This window comes from Pantoea pleuroti (genome assembly GCF_014156615.1).
In the GTDB taxonomy this organism is placed as follows: Bacteria; Pseudomonadota; Gammaproteobacteria; order Enterobacterales; family Enterobacteriaceae; genus Pantoea; species Pantoea agglomerans.
In genome coordinates this window covers 488,813-505,062 of record NZ_SBFD01000002.1, presented here as the reverse complement: position 1 = coordinate 505,062, position 16,250 = coordinate 488,813, and the positions used below count along the sequence as shown (strand labels likewise).

15 protein-coding genes are annotated in these 16,250 nt (G+C 56.4%); 14 read left to right on the top strand and 1 reads right to left on the bottom strand.

Annotated features, from left to right (window positions below; all coding sequences use genetic code 11):
* The first annotated feature begins 9 nt into the window (after window positions 1-9).
* The 8 genes from EPG66_RS06340 to nei all read left to right on the top strand — a co-directional run bounded on the left by EPG66_RS06340 (window position 10) and on the right by nei (window position 6,471).
* Window positions 10-753 carry a type 2 GTP cyclohydrolase I gene (locus tag EPG66_RS06340; protein ID WP_010260703.1) on the top strand — a complete coding sequence of 248 codons (744 nt, stop codon included), beginning with the start codon at window positions 10-12 and terminating at the stop codon, window positions 751-753.
* A gap of 159 nt (window positions 754-912) precedes the next feature.
* Entirely contained in the window at window positions 913-1,569 is a 657-nt protein-coding gene (gene pxpB, locus EPG66_RS06335) for a 5-oxoprolinase subunit PxpB (protein WP_031592212.1), read from the top strand.
* Window positions 1,563-2,492 carry a 5-oxoprolinase subunit PxpC gene (gene pxpC / locus EPG66_RS06330; RefSeq protein WP_069025946.1) on the top strand — a complete coding sequence of 310 codons (930 nt, stop codon included), beginning with the start codon at window positions 1,563-1,565 and terminating at the stop codon, window positions 2,490-2,492. The genes pxpB and pxpC overlap by 7 nt, the downstream gene beginning before the upstream one ends.
* Window positions 2,482-3,219: a 5-oxoprolinase subunit PxpA gene (gene pxpA, locus EPG66_RS06325; protein ID WP_010260713.1), complete on the top strand. Its 738-nt coding sequence runs from the start codon at window positions 2,482-2,484 to the stop codon at window positions 3,217-3,219. Before pxpC ends, pxpA begins: the two co-directional genes overlap by 11 nt.
* Window positions 3,220-3,272: 53 nt before the next feature.
* Window positions 3,273-4,001, top strand: a complete 729-nt coding sequence (locus tag EPG66_RS06320) for a DUF969 domain-containing protein (RefSeq protein WP_010671295.1) — start codon at window positions 3,273-3,275, stop codon at window positions 3,999-4,001.
* Window positions 4,001-5,017 (top strand): DUF979 domain-containing protein, encoded by a 1,017-nt coding sequence (locus tag EPG66_RS06315; protein ID WP_031592206.1) that lies wholly within the window; start codon window positions 4,001-4,003, stop codon window positions 5,015-5,017. The genes EPG66_RS06320 and EPG66_RS06315 overlap by 1 nt, the downstream gene beginning before the upstream one ends.
* Before the next feature lie 6 nt (window positions 5,018-5,023).
* Window positions 5,024-5,671: a pyroglutamyl-peptidase I gene (pcp, locus tag EPG66_RS06310; protein WP_137240919.1), complete on the top strand. Its 648-nt coding sequence runs from the start codon at window positions 5,024-5,026 to the stop codon at window positions 5,669-5,671.
* A gap of 11 nt (window positions 5,672-5,682) precedes the next feature.
* Window positions 5,683-6,471: an endonuclease VIII gene (gene nei, locus EPG66_RS06305; protein ID WP_143990542.1), complete on the top strand. Its 789-nt coding sequence runs from the start codon at window positions 5,683-5,685 to the stop codon at window positions 6,469-6,471.
* Window positions 6,472-6,809: 338 nt separating this feature from the next.
* On the opposite strand, the gene EPG66_RS06300 is transcribed toward nei, so the two are convergent.
* Window positions 6,810-8,093: a citrate synthase gene (locus EPG66_RS06300; protein WP_010260725.1), complete on the bottom strand. Its 1,284-nt coding sequence runs from the start codon at window positions 8,091-8,093 to the stop codon at window positions 6,810-6,812.
* Between the two features lie 633 nt (window positions 8,094-8,726).
* Between EPG66_RS06300 and sdhC the strand changes: the two genes are divergently transcribed.
* From sdhC to odhB, 6 genes are all read left to right on the top strand, one after another.
* Window positions 8,727-9,116 carry a succinate dehydrogenase cytochrome b556 subunit gene (gene sdhC / locus EPG66_RS06295; RefSeq protein ID WP_029519433.1) on the top strand — a complete coding sequence of 130 codons (390 nt, stop codon included), beginning with the start codon at window positions 8,727-8,729 and terminating at the stop codon, window positions 9,114-9,116.
* Window positions 9,110-9,457: a succinate dehydrogenase membrane anchor subunit gene (gene sdhD, locus EPG66_RS06290; protein ID WP_009091417.1), complete on the top strand. Its 348-nt coding sequence runs from the start codon at window positions 9,110-9,112 to the stop codon at window positions 9,455-9,457. Before sdhC ends, sdhD begins: the two co-directional genes overlap by 7 nt.
* Window positions 9,458-11,224 carry a succinate dehydrogenase flavoprotein subunit gene (gene sdhA / locus EPG66_RS06285; RefSeq protein ID WP_022626042.1) on the top strand — a complete coding sequence of 589 codons (1,767 nt, stop codon included), beginning with the start codon at window positions 9,458-9,460 and terminating at the stop codon, window positions 11,222-11,224.
* A 14-nt stretch (window positions 11,225-11,238) separates the two neighbouring features.
* Entirely contained in the window at window positions 11,239-11,955 is a 717-nt protein-coding gene (locus EPG66_RS06280; RefSeq protein ID WP_182686268.1) for a succinate dehydrogenase iron-sulfur subunit, read from the top strand.
* Window positions 11,956-12,155: 200 nt separating this feature from the next.
* Complete coding sequence (sucA, locus tag EPG66_RS06275; protein WP_083068696.1) at window positions 12,156-14,963, top strand: 2-oxoglutarate dehydrogenase E1 component; 2,808 nt, start codon at window positions 12,156-12,158, stop codon at window positions 14,961-14,963.
* Between the two features lie 15 nt (window positions 14,964-14,978).
* Entirely contained in the window at window positions 14,979-16,202 is a 1,224-nt protein-coding gene (odhB, locus tag EPG66_RS06270) for a 2-oxoglutarate dehydrogenase complex dihydrolipoyllysine-residue succinyltransferase (RefSeq protein ID WP_083068694.1), read from the top strand.
* Window positions 16,203-16,250 lie beyond the last annotated feature (48 nt).

Sequence of the window (16,250 nt, the reverse complement as noted above, 5' to 3'; positions counted from 1 at the left end):
GGAGCCTGAATGAACCATTACGAATTAGAGACGCTGATCAATCAGCAACTCGACAGCCACAGCTTCAGCGATTACGCCCCCAACGGTTTGCAGGTTGAGGGACGCAGCGAGATCAAAACGATTATCACCGGCGTGACTGCCTGTCAGGCGCTGCTGGATGAGGCGGTGGCGCGTCAGGCCGATGCGATTATTGTCCATCATGGCTATTTCTGGAAAAGTGAACCGGCCGCGATTAAAGGCATGAAGCGTCGTCGTCTGCGGACCCTGCTGGCCAACGATATCAATCTCTATGGCTGGCACCTGCCGCTCGACGCGCATCCTGAATTAGGCAACAACGCCCAGCTGGCGAAACTGCTGGATATCGAAGTGCGCGGCGAAGTGATGCCGCTGGTATTCTGGGGTGAGCTGGCTGAGCCCCTGTCCGGCGAACAGCTGGCCCGCCGAATTGGTGAGCGGCTGGGACGTGAACCCCTGCATTGTGGTGACAACGCGCCAGCGCTGATCCGTCGCATTGCCTGGTGCAGCGGGGGCGGGCAGGGCTTTATCGACCAGGCGGCGGCGGCGGGCGTCGATGCCTTTATCACCGGTGAAGTCTCTGAACAGACTATTCATAGCGCGCGTGAGCAGGGGCTGCATTTCTTTGCCGCAGGCCATCATGCTACCGAGCGCGGCGGCGTAAAAGCGCTGGGCGACTGGCTGGCGCAACACCACGATCTTGATGTGACTTTCATCGATATTCCCAATCCTGCCTGACACTCTCCCTTGTCCTGCGCGCCTGCGCAGGACCTAAATCTGTTGACACATCCCTGTCACTTTCGCATAACTGTTTGCTTTGCGTAGATAAGCAATGGGCTGCACCGGGCATCCGGTCAGGTCGGCCAGGCGCGATCTCAACTGAGCGGGAGGTAGCTGTTGCAACGAGCACGGTGTTATTTATTGGGTGAACGCGCTGTCGTGCTGGAGCTGGAACCGCCGGTCTCACTGGAGAGCCAGCAACGAATCTGGGGACTGAATCAGCGCCTGCACGCCTATGCCAGCGTGCTGGAGGTGATCCCTGGCATGAACAACATCACCCTGATCCTGCGTGATCCCCAGCAGAGCGCGCTGGACGCGATAGAGCGGCTTCAGCGCTGGTGGGAAGAGAGTGAAGCGCAGTTGCCGGAGTCGCGTCAGGTGGAGATCCCGGTGATCTATGGCGGCGAGTCTGGCCCCGATCTGACGGTCGTGGCGGAACACGCCGCGCTGACGCCCCGTCAGGTGGTTGAGTTGCACAGCAGCAGCGACTATGTGGTGTTTTTTATCGGCTTTCAGCCCGGTTTTCCCTATCTTGGCGGACTTGATCCGCGCCTGCACATTCCGCGGCGTGCTGAGCCCAGGGTTGCAGTGCCCGCCGGCTCGGTGGGCATCGGCGGCAGCCAGACCGGCGTCTATCCGCTGGCTTCGCCCGGCGGCTGGCAGCTGATTGGCCAGACGCGCACCGCGCTGTTTGATCCCCTGCAGCAACCGCCTACGCTGCTCCGTCCCGGTGACAGGGTTCGCTTTGTGCCGCAACAGGAGGGCGTATGTTAAATATTCTGCGAGCCGGCCTGGCCGCCACTATTCAGGATGCGGGCCGTTACGGCTGGCGTCAGTATGGCATCAGCCCTGGCGGCGTGCTGGATCACCCCGCGATGTTCACCGCCAACCTGCTGGTGGGCAATGACCCCGACAGCGCGGTGCTGGAGATGGTGCTCGGCCAGTTCAAAGCGGAGTTTACCCGCGATGGCTGGTTTGCGCTGACCGGTGCAGGCTGCCATGCGGAGCTTGACGGACAGCCGGTCTGGACGGGCTGGCGCACGCCGGTGAAACGGGGGCAGCTCCTGTCACTGGCGATGCCGCAGCGCGGCATGCGCAGCTATCTGGCAGTGCAGGGCGGTTTTGATATCCCTGCGATGCTCGGCTCTGCCAGCACCGATCTAAAAGCAAAATTTGGCGGATTTCAGGGGCGAACCTTGCAGGATGGCGATCAGCTCCCGCTGGGTAAACCGACCCGCACGTTTGACCGTAAAGTCGGGGTGCGGCAACTGCTATGGGGCAACCGCATCCGCGCATTACCTGGCCCGGAATATCACGAGTTCAGCCGCGAAGCGCAGCAGGCGTTCTGGCGTACCGCATGGAAACTCAGCCCGCAAAGCAACCGGATGGGATACCGGCTTGAGGGACGCAAGCTTGAGCGCGAGAGTCCGCGCGAGCTGCTGTCACACGGCGTGATGCCGGGTGTGATTCAGGTGCCGCCGAACGGACAGCCTATCGTGCTGATGGCGGATGCCCAGACCACCGGCGGCTATCCGCGCATCGCCTCGGTTATCGAAGCCGATCTCTATCACCTGGCGCAAATCCGGCTGGGTGAGCCGATTCACTTTATTCACTGCACCCTGCCGGAAGCGATGCTGGCACGTCAGCATCAGCAACGCGCACTGGACCAGATGAAGTGGGGACTCAATGAAAATTGATTTAAACGCCGACCTGGGCGAGGGCTGCGCCAGCGATCAGGCGCTGCTGCAACTGGTGAGTTCCGCCAACATCGCCTGTGGCTTTCACGCAGGTGATGCGCAGACCATGCTGCAGTCGGTGCGCTGGGCACAGGCATCCGGCGTCGCGATTGGTGCACATCCCGCTTTTCCCGATCGGGAGAACTTTGGCCGCAGCGCCATGCAGCTGCCGCCGGAAACGGTCTACGCCCAGATGATCTACCAGATTGGTGCGCTGAAAAGTCTGGCGGAAAGCGAAGGAGCGCGGCTGCTTCACGTTAAACCGCACGGCATGCTCTACAACCAGGCAGCGGCCGATCCGGTGCTGGCGGATGCCATTGCCCGTGCCATCAGGGCGGTCGACAGCCAGCTGATTGTAGTGGGACTGGCTAACAGCGAATCGATTCGTGCGGCGGCGCATTACGGCCTACGCACACGGGAAGAGGTGTTCGCCGACCGTGGCTATCTCAGCAGCGGTGCGCTGGTGCCGCGCAGCGAGCCGGGCGCGCTGATTGAAGATGAACAGCAGGCTATCAGTCAGACGCTGACGATGGTGCAGCAGGGCAAAGTCAAAAGTATCACCGGAGAATGGGTTGCGGTGAATGCACAGACCGTCTGCTTACATGGCGACGGCGCGCACGCCCTGCAATTTGCACAGCGGTTGCGTGATGCATTTGCCGATCAGCAGATTCGTGTCACCAGCAACTGAATAACCACTCTTAGCCCGGCGTATGCCGGGTTTTTCAACTCTGAGGGAAATCCATGGATAGTGCAGTAAATCTCTGGCCATTACTGGGCATCGCCGCCATCGTCGTCGGCTTCCTGTTACGGTTCAATCCGGTGCTGGTGGTGATTGTCGCCGGGTTTGTGACCGGTCTGGCCGCGATGATGCCGCTGGCGGACATTCTGGAAAAGCTCGGGGCGGGTTTTCTTAACACCCGTAACCTGCCGCTGATTCTGCTGCTGCCGCTGGCGGTCATTGGCCTGCTGGAGCGTCACGGACTGAAAGAGCGGGCGCAGGCGTGGATTGCACAGATCAAAACGGCAACTGCAGGACGGCTGCTGATCGTCTACCTGTTTGTGCGCGAAATCACCGCCGCGCTGGGGTTAACCAGTCTCGGCGGACATCCGCAGATGGTGCGTCCGTTGCTGGCACCGATGGCGGAAGGCGCAACTGAAAGCCGCTATGGCGAGATCTCACCTGAGCTGCGCCATCGGCTGCGTGCGATGTCTGCGGCGACCGATAATGTCGGTCTCTTCTTTGGTGAGGATATCTTCGTGGCGTTTGGCGCGATTATCTTTATGCATAACTTTATGCAGGAGTCAGCCGGGATTCAGACCGAACCACTGCACATCGCCTTATGGGGCATTCCGACTGCCGTCGCCGCGTTCCTGATCCACTCGGCACGTCTGGTGCGGCTGGATCGGCAACTGGCGCGAGAGCTGCAGCAGCTGAACCGTCAGGCGCTGAAAGCCAAAGGAGGTGAGTAATGTTCCAGCAACAATATCTGATGTGGCTGGCGGGCATTATCCTGCTGGTAGTGGCGGTGCTTTCCTGGCGTGACAGCGCGAATCCGCGTCGCTTTACCACCGGCCTGTTCTGGGCCTTGTATGGCCTGGTTTTTCTGGTCGGTGACTGGACGACACAACTGATGAGCGCCTGGATGGGTTCAGATGCGGCGGGCACCCGTATGCTGCACATCGGCATCGGTGTCATTGTGGTGGTGATGGCGCTGATTGCCGGATTTGGCGGTGTCAGGCTGGGTCGCTATCATCAGCGCAGCGATGAAGAGAAACAGGCCAGTGCGCTGCGTCTGCGCAACAAACTGTTTCTGCCTGCACTGTCGATTCCGGTCGTGACCGTGGTCGGTGTGCTGGCATTTAACCATATTCCCGGTTTGCAGGATGCGGTGTTCGGCCCCGGTAACCACGCCACGCTGGTGACACTATTTTCAATGATGGTCGGCTGTGTGATTGGCTGGCTGGTGGCGTTAAAACTGACCCACGAGAAACCGGTGCAGTCGATGCAGGAGACCCGTCGCCTGCTGGATTCGATTGGCTGGGCCTTTATCCTGCCGCAGATCCTTGCCACGCTGGGGCTGCTGTTTACCAGCGCGGGCGTGGGCAGTGCGATTTCGCATCTGACAGAAACCTGGCTGGCGGTGGATAATCGCTTTGTCGCGGTCACCGTCTATGCCGTTGGGATGGCGCTGTTAACCATGATCATGGGTAATGCTTTTGCGGCGTTTCCGATTATCACCGCAGGCGTCGGCATCCCGATTCTGGTGTTGCAGCACGGCGGAAATCCGGCAGTAATGGCGGCAATTGGCATGTTCTCCGGCTACTGCGGCACGCTGATGACGCCGATGGCGGCCAACTTCAATATCGTCCCGGCGGCGCTGCTGGAACTGCCCGATCGTAACGCGGTGATCAAGGCTCAGATTCCGACCGGTGTGCTACTGTTAATCGTTAATATTTTCCTGCTCTATTTCCTGATGTTCCTGTGAGGTTGCATGAAAACTGTCCTGATGACCGCCTTTGAACCTTTTGGCGGTGAAACGATTAACCCTTCATGGGAAGCGGTGCGCGCACTGGAAGGCAAACAGATTAGCGGGGCTACGATAGTGATCCGCCAGTTGCCGGTGGTATTCAGCGACGTACTCAATGTGCTGAATCAGGCGCTGGAAGAGGTGAAACCGGATGCGATTCTGTCGGTGGGACAGGCGGGCGGCCGTAGCGATATTACCGTTGAACGTATTGGTATTAATGTCGATGACGCCCGTATCCCGGACAACGACGGTCATCAGCCGGTGGATGAGCCCGTTGTAGCAGGTGGCCCGGCAGCCTATTTTTCCCGTCTGCCCATCAAAGCGATTGTGGCGGCGGTGCGTGAAGCGGGGATTCCCGCTTCAGTGTCGCAAACGGCGGGCACCTTTACCTGTAACCGCGTAATGTACGGCCTGCTGCACTGGCTTGAGCAGCATGACAGTCCGGTGCGGGGAGGTTTTATCCATATTCCTTATCTGCCTGAACAGGCGGCGCAGCATCCTGGCGCACCGAGCATGGCGCTGGCGTCCATTATTCAGGCGCTGGAAATTGCGGTAAAGGTCACGCTGGAGACCGGCGAGGATATTAAACAGGCTGGCGGCGCCACCCATTAAGAGGATGAACGATGCCTGAAGGACCGGAAATTCGTCGCGTGGCGGATAAACTTGAAGCCGCCATTGTGGGTCAGCCGTTAACGGAAGCGTGGTTCGCGTTTCCACAGCTCAAGACCTATGAACCAGCGTTGATTGGTGAGCAGGTTAATGCGATTGAGACGCGGGGTAAAGCGCTGCTGACTCATTTCAGCAATGGCCTGACGCTCTACAGCCATAACCAGCTTTATGGTGTCTGGCGCATTGTAAAACCTGATACCGAACTCAATTCCACCCGTCAGTTGCGGGTGAGACTGGCGACGGCGGGCAAAGCGATTCTGCTCTACAGCGCCTCAGATATTGAACTGCTCAACGCGGATACGCTGGCGGCGCATCCGTTTCTTAATCGTATCGGACCGGATGTGCTGAACAGCGCGCTGACAGTGGAAGAGGTGAAAGAGCGGCTGCTGTCACCCCGTTTCCGGCGGCGGCAGTTCAGTGGTCTGCTGCTGGATCAGGCTTTTCTGGCCGGACTGGGAAACTATCTTCGTGCCGAAATTCTCTGGCTGGCACAGTTGCTGCCGCAGCATCGGGCGCAGGATCTCAGTAACGATCAGCTGACTGCTTTCAGCGAGGCGCTGCTTTCAGTGCCTCGCCATGCCTATCGGATGCGTGGAACCATGAAGAAATATCATGAGGAAGCGGCGTTTCAGTTTGAGGTGTTTCATCGGCAGGGCAAAAAATGCCGGCGCTGCAGCACGGTGATTGAGAAGGGCACGCTCTCATCACGGCCTTTTTACTGGTGTCCGGGTTGTCAGAGATAGGCACTTGAAGAAAGCAAAAGCGGGGTAGTGTAGTTCTGGTCTGCGGTGAGATCGAGCCTGCTCAGGAAACACAGTCAGATCGGAAAGACGCAAAAGCCGTCATCCCTGACCTGCTCGGCCCGCGCGATTACGCACCTCATCCGTGAGGTGCGCCCGTAGCCGGGTAAACGCTTTGCGTTATTCAAAAACGCTCCCGGCGTTTTTGTCCATGGCGCGGGACGCTTTCCTCTTCTGACCGTGTTCCCTGCGCGTTAAACTTCTTCATTGCTGCCAGATGCGCCCTTATGTGGGCTTCTCAACTGGCTGAGCGGAGATCCCTCTCCGCTATCCACTGAGCCTTACTTTTTCAGCTGTGAGCTGAATTCGCGCTCGGTATAACCGGTGTAGAGCTGACGCGGACGGGCAATCTTCATGCCTTCGTCGTGCATCTCTTTCCAGTGTGCAATCCAGCCAACAGTACGGGCCATCGCGAAGATCACCGTAAACATGGAGGATGGAATACCCATCGCTTTCAGAATGATACCGGAGTAGAAGTCCACGTTTGGATAGAGTTTACGCTCGATGAAGTACGGGTCGTTCAGCGCAATGTGTTCCAGCTCCATCGCCACTTCCAGCAGGTCATCCTTCATACCCAGCTCATTCAGCACTTCATGGCAGGTATCGCGCATCACGGTCGCGCGTGGATCGTAGTTTTTGTAAACGCGGTGACCAAAGCCCATCAGACGGAAAGAGTCATTTTTGTCTTTGGCGCGTTTAACAAATTCCGGAATGTGCTCAACGGTGCTGATCTCTTCCAGCATACGCAGGGTCGCTTCGTTGGCACCGCCGTGCGCCGGTCCCCACAGGGAGGCGATCCCGGCGGCGATACAGGCAAACGGATTCGCGCCGCTTGAACCAGCGGTACGAACGGTAGAGGTTGAGGCGTTCTGCTCATGGTCAGCATGCAGGATCAGGATGCGGTCCATGGCGCGTTCCAGCACCGGATTCACTTTGTACTCTTCGCACGGCGTGGCAAACATCATGTGCAGGAAGTTACCCGCATAGGAGAGATCGTTGCGCGGATAGACAAACGGCTGGCCGATAGAATATTTGTAACACATCGCTGCCATGGTCGGCATTTTAGAAAGCAGACGGAACGCTGCGATTTCGCGGTGGCGCTCAATGTTTACATCCAGCGAATCGTGGTAAAACGCAGCCAGTGCACCAGTAACACCGCACATTACCGCCATCGGATGCGAATCGCGACGGAAGCCGTGGAACAGGCGGGTAATCTGCTCATGAATCATGGTGTGGCGCGTAACCGTGGTGCGGAACTCATCAAACTGTTTCTGGTTTGGTGCTTCGCCGTTCAGCAGAATGTAGCAGACTTCCAGATAGTTAGAGTGGGTCGCCAGCTCAGAAATAGGGAAACCACGGTGCAGCAGGATACCTTCATCCCCATCGATAAAGGTGATTGCAGATTCGCAGGACGCGGTAGACGTAAAACCGGGATCGAAGGTGAACAGGCCACTTGAACCCAGAGTGCGGACATCAACGACATCCTGGCCCAGCGTACCTTTCAGCACGTCCAGTTCAATAGATGTTCCATCTTGCAGGGTTAGCGTTACTTTTTTATCTGTCATTTTCGTCTCCATAGCGCCTTATGTAGGTAAGGATCTTTAGACACCTGAAACGCGTTCATGTTGCGGTTGGCAAAACTACACAGTATCACTCTGCGGGGATAAAACGGGTGCAGGGTACAGAGTGAGCGGCGCGTTCCCAGCGGGAACCGGTGAGCCATGGACATGCTGCATATCGCGGTTGTTAAAGATCCGGTCAGGACATAACTTCTTGGTAACCAATAACCTGATGCTTTTTAATGCTCATTATCGCAATGTTACATAACTTGCGCTTAGGGGAAAGTGTATCCCCATAACTTTTGCGCATCATAGGAATTTACAGGCTTAGTTTGTAACTGAATTGTTGAACTATTGTCAAATCAGATAATTAAAATTGTATCAATTGTGAAAATCGTGAGTAGGATCACTGTTCCACCTAAAATATACCAAAGAGTTTGTAGGGGAATTGTAATCAGAATGTGATCCTCCTATACTCCAGGCAGGTCTCCGGAACACCCTGACACCAGGAGCCACCCAGCGTTTACTACCGCGTCAATTAACACTGGATGTTGCTTTTTTGGTGACGGTTAAAGTCTGCCACGCGTTGTGATTAGACTCCGCCTCAGGTCCGGAGGAAGCAAAATAAAAAAGAGCTGTGTGGGCAAAACCGTGAAAAAACAAAGACCTGTCAACTTGGATCTCTCGACGATCCGGTTTCCCGTTACTGCAATATCGTCCATTCTTCACCGCGTTTCCGGCGTAATCACATTGGTTGCCATTGGCATCCTGCTGTGGCTGCTCGGTCTCTCTCTCTCCTCTCCTGAAGGTTTCCAGCACGCTGCGTCCATTATGGATGGCTTCTTCGCGAAGTTCATCATGTGGGGCATCTTAACGGCGCTGGCCTATCACGCGGTGAGCGGGATTCGTCATATGTTGATGGATTTTGGTTATCTGGCCGAAACGCTGCAGGTTGGTAAGCGTTCCGCTCATATGACTTTTGTGATCACTGTCGTGCTGGCAATTCTGGCGGGAGTCCTCGTATGGTAAGCAATGCATCCGCATTGGGTCGCAACGGCATTCAGGACTGGCTGCTGCTGCGGGCAACTGCAATTCTCATTACGCTCTACATCGTCTACATCCTCGGTTTCGTGGTGATGACAGACACGCTGACTTATGACCTGTGGCGTGGCTTCTTCGCTTCCGCATTCACCAAAGTGTTCACGCTGCTGACGCTGTTCTCCATTCTGATCCACGGCTGGATTGGCATGTGGCAGGTGTTAACAGACTACGTTAAATCACTGCCAACCCGCTTGTTGTTGCAGTTTGTGATTGTCGTGGCGCTGTTATGGTATGCGATTTATGGATTTGTTGTGGTGTGGGGTGTGTAAATGAGTTTGCCAATCAGAGAGTTCGATGCCGTGGTAATCGGCGCAGGTGGCGCAGGAATGCGAGCCGCACTGCAAATCTCCCAGGGCGGCCAGAGCTGTGCCCTGTTATCTAAAGTTTTCCCGACCCGTTCCCACACCGTATCTGCGCAGGGCGGTATTACCGTTGCGCTGGGTAATACCCATGAAGATAACTGGGAATGGCACATGTACGACACCGTCAAAGGTTCCGACTATATCGGTGACCAGGACGCGATTGAATATATGTGTAAAACCGGCCCGGAAGCGATTCTGGAACTGGAACACATGGGTTTACCTTTCTCGCGTCTGGAAGATGGTCGTGTCTATCAGCGTCCGTTTGGTGGCCAGTCAAAGAATTTCGGTGGCGAGCAGGCGGCACGTACGGCGGCTGCGGCTGACCGTACCGGTCACGCGTTGCTGCACACCCTTTATCAGCAGAACCTGAAAAACAAAACCACCATCTTCTCTGAGTGGTATGCACTGGATCTGGTGAAAAACGCCGATGGCGCAGTCGTGGGTTGTACCGCTATCTGCATCGAAACCGGCGAAACCGTTTATTTCAAAGCGAAAGCGACCATTCTGGCCACTGGCGGCGCGGGCCGTATCTACCAGTCCACCACCAATGCACACATCAACACCGGTGACGGCGTAGGTATGGCACTGCGTGCGGGCGTACCGGTGCAGGATATGGAGATGTGGCAGTTCCACCCAACCGGTATCGCCGGTGCGGGCGTGCTGGTCACCGAGGGCTGCCGTGGTGAAGGCGGCTATCTGCTGAACAAACATGGCGAACGCTTCATGGAGCGTTATGCGCCGAACGCCAAAGATCTGGCGGGCCGCGACGTGGTGGCGCGCTCAATGATGATTGAAATCCGTGAAGGTCGCGGCTGTGATGGCCCGTGGGGTCCACATCTCAAACTGAAACTGGATCATCTGGGTAAAGAGGTGCTTGAGTCACGTCTGCCTGGCATCCTTGAGCTGTCACGCACCTTTGCGCACGCCGATCCGATCAAAGAGCCGATTCCGGTCATTCCAACCTGCCACTACATGATGGGCGGTATTCCCACCAAAGTGACCGGCCAGGCTCTGCGCGTCAATGAGCAGGGCGAAGATGTGGTCATTCCAGGCCTGTTCGCCGTCGGTGAAATCGCTTGCGTATCGGTGCATGGTGCCAACCGTCTGGGCGGTAACTCACTGCTCGACCTGGTGGTCTTTGGCCGTGCTGCGGGTCTGCATCTGCTGGCGAGTATTCAGGAGCAGGGCGACCTGCGTGATGCCACAGAAGATGAGATCGCCGGGGCGATGGCGCGTTTCAACCGCTGGGAAAACAACACCACGGGTGAAGATCCGGTTGAGATTCGTAAAGCGCTGCAACGCTGCATGCAGAATAACTTCTCGGTATTCCGTGAAGGCGAAGCGATGGCACAGGGTCTGGAAGAGCTGAAAGAGATTCGCCAGCGCCTGAAGTCAGCGCGTCTGGATGACCGCTCACCGGATTTCAACACCCAGCGTATTGAGTGCCTGGAGCTGGATAACCTGATGGAGACGGCCTTTGCCACGGCGGTAGCGGCTAACTATCGCACCGAAAGCCGCGGTGCGCACAGTCGCTTCGACTTCCCGGATCGTGATGATGAAAACTGGCTGTGCCACAGTCTTTATGTCCCGGAAACCGAAAGCATGACGCGCCGTGAGGTGAACATGCAGCCGAAACTGCGCGCGGCCTTCCCGCCGAAAGTGCGTACCTACTAATTTCGGAGACGATCATGAGACTCGATTTTTCAATTTATCGCTACAATCCGGACGTCGATGACAAACCGCGCATGCAGGATTACACCCTGGAAGCGGAAGATGGTCGCGACATGATGCTGCTGGACGCACTGATTCGCCTGAAAGAGAAAGATCCGACCCTGGCGTTTCGTCGCTCCTGTCGTGAAGGCGTTTGCGGTTCCGATGGCCTGAACATGAACGGTAAAAACGGACTGGCCTGCATTACGCCCGTCTCGGCGCTGGGCAACGGCAAACAGAAAATTGTTATCCGTCCGCTGCCAGGTTTACCGGTGGTGCGTGACCTGGTTGTAGACATGAGCCAGTTTTATGCACAGTATGAGAAAATTAAGCCTTTCCTGTTGAATAATGGGGAAAATCCACCAGCTCGTGAACATCTGCAGTCGCCGGATGAGCGTGAACACCTGGATGGCCTGTACGAATGTATACTCTGTGCCTGCTGCTCAACCTCATGCCCATCATTCTGGTGGAATCCTGAGAAGTTCATCGGTCCTGCTGGCCTGCTGGCCGCGTACCGCTTCCTGATTGACAGCCGCGACACCGAAACCGATGCGCGTCTTGACAATCTGAATGATGCTTTCAGCGTATTCCGCTGCCATAGCATCATGAACTGTGTGAGCGTATGTCCGAAAGGGCTGAACCCGACGCGCGCCATCGGCCATATCAAGTCGATGCTGCTGCAGCGCGGCGCATAAGCAGTTTCTGCCGGGAACCTCAGGTTCCCGGTGTTTTACGGAAGCCTCTGTAAGCGCGGTGATTACCACGTTTACAAAGGTTCCCTTACGGGCCACGCGCGCTGCGCAAAGTGCTCGTATCGCTGAACTCACTACGGCAAACCGCGAAAGCGGCAACAAATGAAACCTCAAAAAAGCATAGCAATGCTTAAGGGATCACAATGCAGAACAGCGCGATGAAGCCCTGGCTGGACTCTTCCTGGCTGGCCGGCGCGAATCAGTCTTACATAGAGCAGCTCTATGAGGATTTCCTGACCGATCCTGACTCTGTCGATGCAGTGTGGCGCTCGATGTTCCAGCAGTTACCGGGCACCGGAATGAAACCTGAGCAGTTTCACTCCACCACACGTGAGTACTTCCGTCGCCTGGCGAAAGACGCATCTCGTTACACCTCATCTGTCTCCGATCCTGAAACCAACTCCAAGCAAGTAAAAGTGCTGCAGCTGATTAACGCGTTTCGTTTCCGCGGTCATCAGCACGCTAATCTTGACCCGCTTGGTCTGTGGAAACAGGACCGGGTAGCCGATCTCGATCCCGCTTTTCACGATCTGACCGAGGCCGATTTTCAGGAAAGCTTTAACGTCGGCTCTTTTGCCATTGGCAAAGAGACCATGAAGCTGGCCGAACTGTTCGAGGCGCTGACTCAGACTTACTGCGGCTCGATCGGTGCAGAATATATGCACATCAACAACACTGATGAGAAACGCTGGATTCAGCAGCGTCTTGAGTCAGTCGCGGGCCGTGCAGCTTTCAGCAATGAAGAGAAAAAAGGTTTCCTGAAAGAGCTGACCGCGGCCGAAGGGCTGGAAAAATATCTCGGAGCGAAATTCCCGGGTGCCAAACGCTTCTCGCTGGAAGGCGGCGATGCACTGGTTCCGATGCTGCGCGAAATGATCCGTCATGCCGGTAAGAGCGGAACCCGTGAAGTGGTACTGGGTATGGCGCACCGTGGCCGTCTCAACGTGCTGATCAACGTGCTGGGTAAAAAGCCACAGGATCTGTTCGACGAGTTCGCCGGTAAGCACAAAGAGCATCTGGGCACCGGTGACGTGAAGTACCACATGGGCTTCTCCTCTGACGTGGAAACCGAAGGCGGCCTGGTTCACCTGGCGCTGGCATTTAACCCGTCTCACCTGGAGATCGTCAGCCCGGTGGTGATGGGTTCAGTACGTGCCCGTCTGGATCGTCTGGATGAGCCAGCCAGCAATAAAGTCTTACCGATCACCATTCATGGTGATGCGGCCGTGATTGGCCAGGGCGTGGTTCAGGAAACCCTGAACATGTCACAGGCGCGCGGTTATGAAGTGGGCGGTACCGTTCGCATCGTCATCAACAACCAGGTTGGCTTCACCACCTCCAACCCGAAAGATGCGCGTTCGACCCCTTACTGCACCGATATCGGCAAAATGGTGCTGGCACCGATTTTCCACGTCAATGCTGACGATCCGGAAGCGGTCGCGTTTGTGACCCGTCTGGCGCTCGACTATCGCAACACCTTTAAGCGTGATGTGTTTATCGATCTGGTCTGCTATCGCCGTCATGGTCACAACGAGGCGGATGAGCCAAGTGCGACCCAGCCGCTGATGTACCAGAAAATCAAAAAACACCCGACGCCGCGTAAAATCTATGCCGACCGTCTGGAAGGTGAAGCCATTGCCACGCAGGAAGATGCGACCGAAATGGTCAATCTCTATCGTGACGCGCTGGATGCGGGCGATTGCGTGGTGCCGGAATGGCGTCCAATGAGCCTGCACTCCTTTACCTGGTCACCTTACCTGAACCATGAGTGGGATGAACCTTACCCGGCTCAGGTCGACATGAAACGTCTGAAGGAGCTGGCGCTGCGTATCAGCCAGGTGCCTGAAGAGGTGGAAGTGCAGTCGCGTGTTGCCAAGATTTACAACGACCGTCGTCTGATGGCTGAAGGCGAGAAAGCCTTTGACTGGGGCGGCGCGGAAAACCTGGCATATGCCACGCTGGTTGATGAAGGCATTCCGGTGCGACTGTCGGGTGAAGATACCGGTCGCGGGACCTTCTTCCATCGTCACGCGGTAGTGCATAACCAGGCGAACGGCTCAACCTATACCCCTCTGCACCACGTGCACAGCGGTCAGGGCCAGTTCAAAGTCTGGGACTCCGTACTGTCAGAAGAGGCGGTACTGGCCTTTGAATATGGTTATGCCACCGCAGAGCCGCGCATCCTGACCATCTGGGAAGCACAGTTTGGTGACTTCGCCAACGGGGCACAGGTTGTTATCGACCAGTTCATCAGCTCCGGTGAGCAGAAGTGGGGCCGGATGTGTGGCCTGGTGATGCTGCTGCCGCACGGTTATGAAGGTCAGGGGCCAGAGCACTCCTCTGCGCGCCTGGAGCGTTATCTGCAACTCTGCGCTGAGCAGAACATGCAGGTATGCGTGCCGTCTACCCCTGCACAGGTTTACCATATGCTGCGTCGTCAGGCGCTACGCGGTATGCGCCGTCCGCTGATTGTGATGTCGCCGAAATCACTGCTGCGTCATCCGCTGGCGATCTCCACGCTGGATGAACTGGCTAACGGCAGCTTCCAGCCTGCAATTGGCGAAGTCGATGATCTGGATCCGCAGGGCGTGAAACGCGTCGTACTGTGCTCCGGTAAAGTCTATTACGACCTGCTGGAGCAGCGTCGTAAAAATGAGCAGACCGATGTGGCTATCGTGCGCATCGAACAGCTTTATCCGTTCCCGCATCACGCGGTACAGGAAGCATTAAAAGCGTATGCTCACGTGCAGGATTTTGTCTGGTGTCAGGAAGAGCCACTGAATCAGGGCGCCTGGTATTGCAGTCAGCATCATTTCCGTGAAGTTGTGCCGTTTGGTGCCACCTTACGTTATGCAGGCCGCCCGGCATCCGCCTCACCGGCCGTGGGTTACATGTCCGTACACCAACAACAGCAGCAAGACCTGGTTAATGACGCGCTGAACGTTAATTAATTAAAAGGAAAGATAATGAGTAGCGTAGATATTCTCGTTCCCGACCTGCCTGAATCGGTTGCCGATGCCTCTGTGGCAACCTGGCATAAAAAACCAGGCGATGCAGTCACTCGCGATGAAGTGCTGGTCGAAATCGAAACTGACAAAGTTGTGCTGGAAGTGCCAGCCTCTGCGGACGGTATCCTTGAAGCCGTTCTGGAAGAAGAGGGCGCCACCGTCACTTCCCGCCAGATCCTGGGTCGTCTGAAAGAGGGCAACAGCGCCGGTAAAGAGAGCAGCGCGAAGTCTGAAAGCAAAGAGTCTACCCCGGCTCAGCGTCAGACTGCGTCACTGGAAGAAGAGAGCAACGATGCGCTCAGCCCGGCTATCCGCCGTCTGATTGCAGAGCACAATCTTGATGCCTCGCAGATCAAAGGCAGCGGTGTCGGCGGTCGTCTGACCCGTGAAGATGTTGAAAAACATCTGGCCAACAAACCGCAGGCTGCCAAATCCGCTGCACCAGTTGCTGATGCGGCCGCCGCGCAGCAGCCAGTGGCTAACCGCAGCGAAAAACGCGTGCCGATGACCCGTCTGCGTAAGCGTGTTGCCGAGCGTCTGCTGGAAGCGAAGAACAGCACCGCGATGCTGACCACCTTCAACGAAATCAACATGAAGCCCATCATGGATCTGCGTAAGCAGTATGGTGAGGCCTTCGAGAAGCGTCACGGTGTACGTCTGGGCTTTATGTCCTTCTACATCAAAGCGGTTGTTGAAGCGCTGAAACGCTATCCGGAAGTGAATGCTTCTATCGATGGTGAAGATGTGGTTTACCACAACTACTTCGACGTCAGCATTGCGGTCTCTACGCCACGTGGTCTGGTTACACCAGTCCTGCGTGACGTGGATGCGCTGAGCATGGCGGACATCGAGAAGAAAATCAAAGAGCTGGCAGTGAAAGGCCGTGACGGCAAACTGACAGTTGAGGATCTGACCGGCGGTAACTTTACCATCACCAACGGCGGCGTCTTTGGTTCACTGATGTCCACCCCGATCATCAACCCACCGCAGAGCGCCATCCTGGGCATGCACGCCATCAAAGATCGTCCGATGGCGGTCAATGGTCAGGTTGTGGTGCTGCCAATGATGTATCTGGCGCTCTCCTACGACCACCGTCTGATCGATGGCCGTGAATCAGTTGGTTATCTGGTTGCAGTGAAAGAGATGCTGGAAGATCCGGCGCGCCTGCTGCTGGATGTCTGATTTTCACCGGGCGCGCCTTGCCGCGCGCCCAACCTCATTACTCTTTTC

Excerpts from the sequence above, each read along its gene's own strand:
- EPG66_RS06340 (WP_010260703.1), top strand. The coding sequence starts at position 10 with ATGAACCATTACGAATTAGAGACGCTGATCAATCAGCAACTCGACAGC.
- pxpC (WP_069025946.1), top strand. The coding sequence starts at position 1,563 with ATGTTAAATATTCTGCGAGCCGGCCTGGCCGCCACTATTCAGGATGCG.
- pxpA (WP_010260713.1), top strand. The coding sequence starts at position 2,482 with ATGAAAATTGATTTAAACGCCGACCTGGGCGAGGGCTGCGCCAGCGAT.
- EPG66_RS06320 (WP_010671295.1), top strand. The coding sequence starts at position 3,273 with ATGGATAGTGCAGTAAATCTCTGGCCATTACTGGGCATCGCCGCCATC.
- EPG66_RS06315 (WP_031592206.1), top strand. The coding sequence starts at position 4,001 with ATGTTCCAGCAACAATATCTGATGTGGCTGGCGGGCATTATCCTGCTG.
- pcp (WP_137240919.1), top strand. The coding sequence starts at position 5,024 with ATGAAAACTGTCCTGATGACCGCCTTTGAACCTTTTGGCGGTGAAACG.
- nei (WP_143990542.1), top strand. The coding sequence starts at position 5,683 with ATGCCTGAAGGACCGGAAATTCGTCGCGTGGCGGATAAACTTGAAGCC.
- EPG66_RS06300 (WP_010260725.1), bottom strand. The coding sequence starts at position 8,093 with ATGACAGATAAAAAAGTAACGCTAACCCTGCAAGATGGAACATCTATT.
- sdhD (WP_009091417.1), top strand. The coding sequence starts at position 9,110 with ATGGTAAGCAATGCATCCGCATTGGGTCGCAACGGCATTCAGGACTGG.
- sdhA (WP_022626042.1), top strand. The coding sequence starts at position 9,458 with ATGAGTTTGCCAATCAGAGAGTTCGATGCCGTGGTAATCGGCGCAGGT.
- EPG66_RS06280 (WP_182686268.1), top strand. The coding sequence starts at position 11,239 with ATGAGACTCGATTTTTCAATTTATCGCTACAATCCGGACGTCGATGAC.
- sucA (WP_083068696.1), top strand. The coding sequence starts at position 12,156 with ATGCAGAACAGCGCGATGAAGCCCTGGCTGGACTCTTCCTGGCTGGCC.
- odhB (WP_083068694.1), top strand. The coding sequence starts at position 14,979 with ATGAGTAGCGTAGATATTCTCGTTCCCGACCTGCCTGAATCGGTTGCC.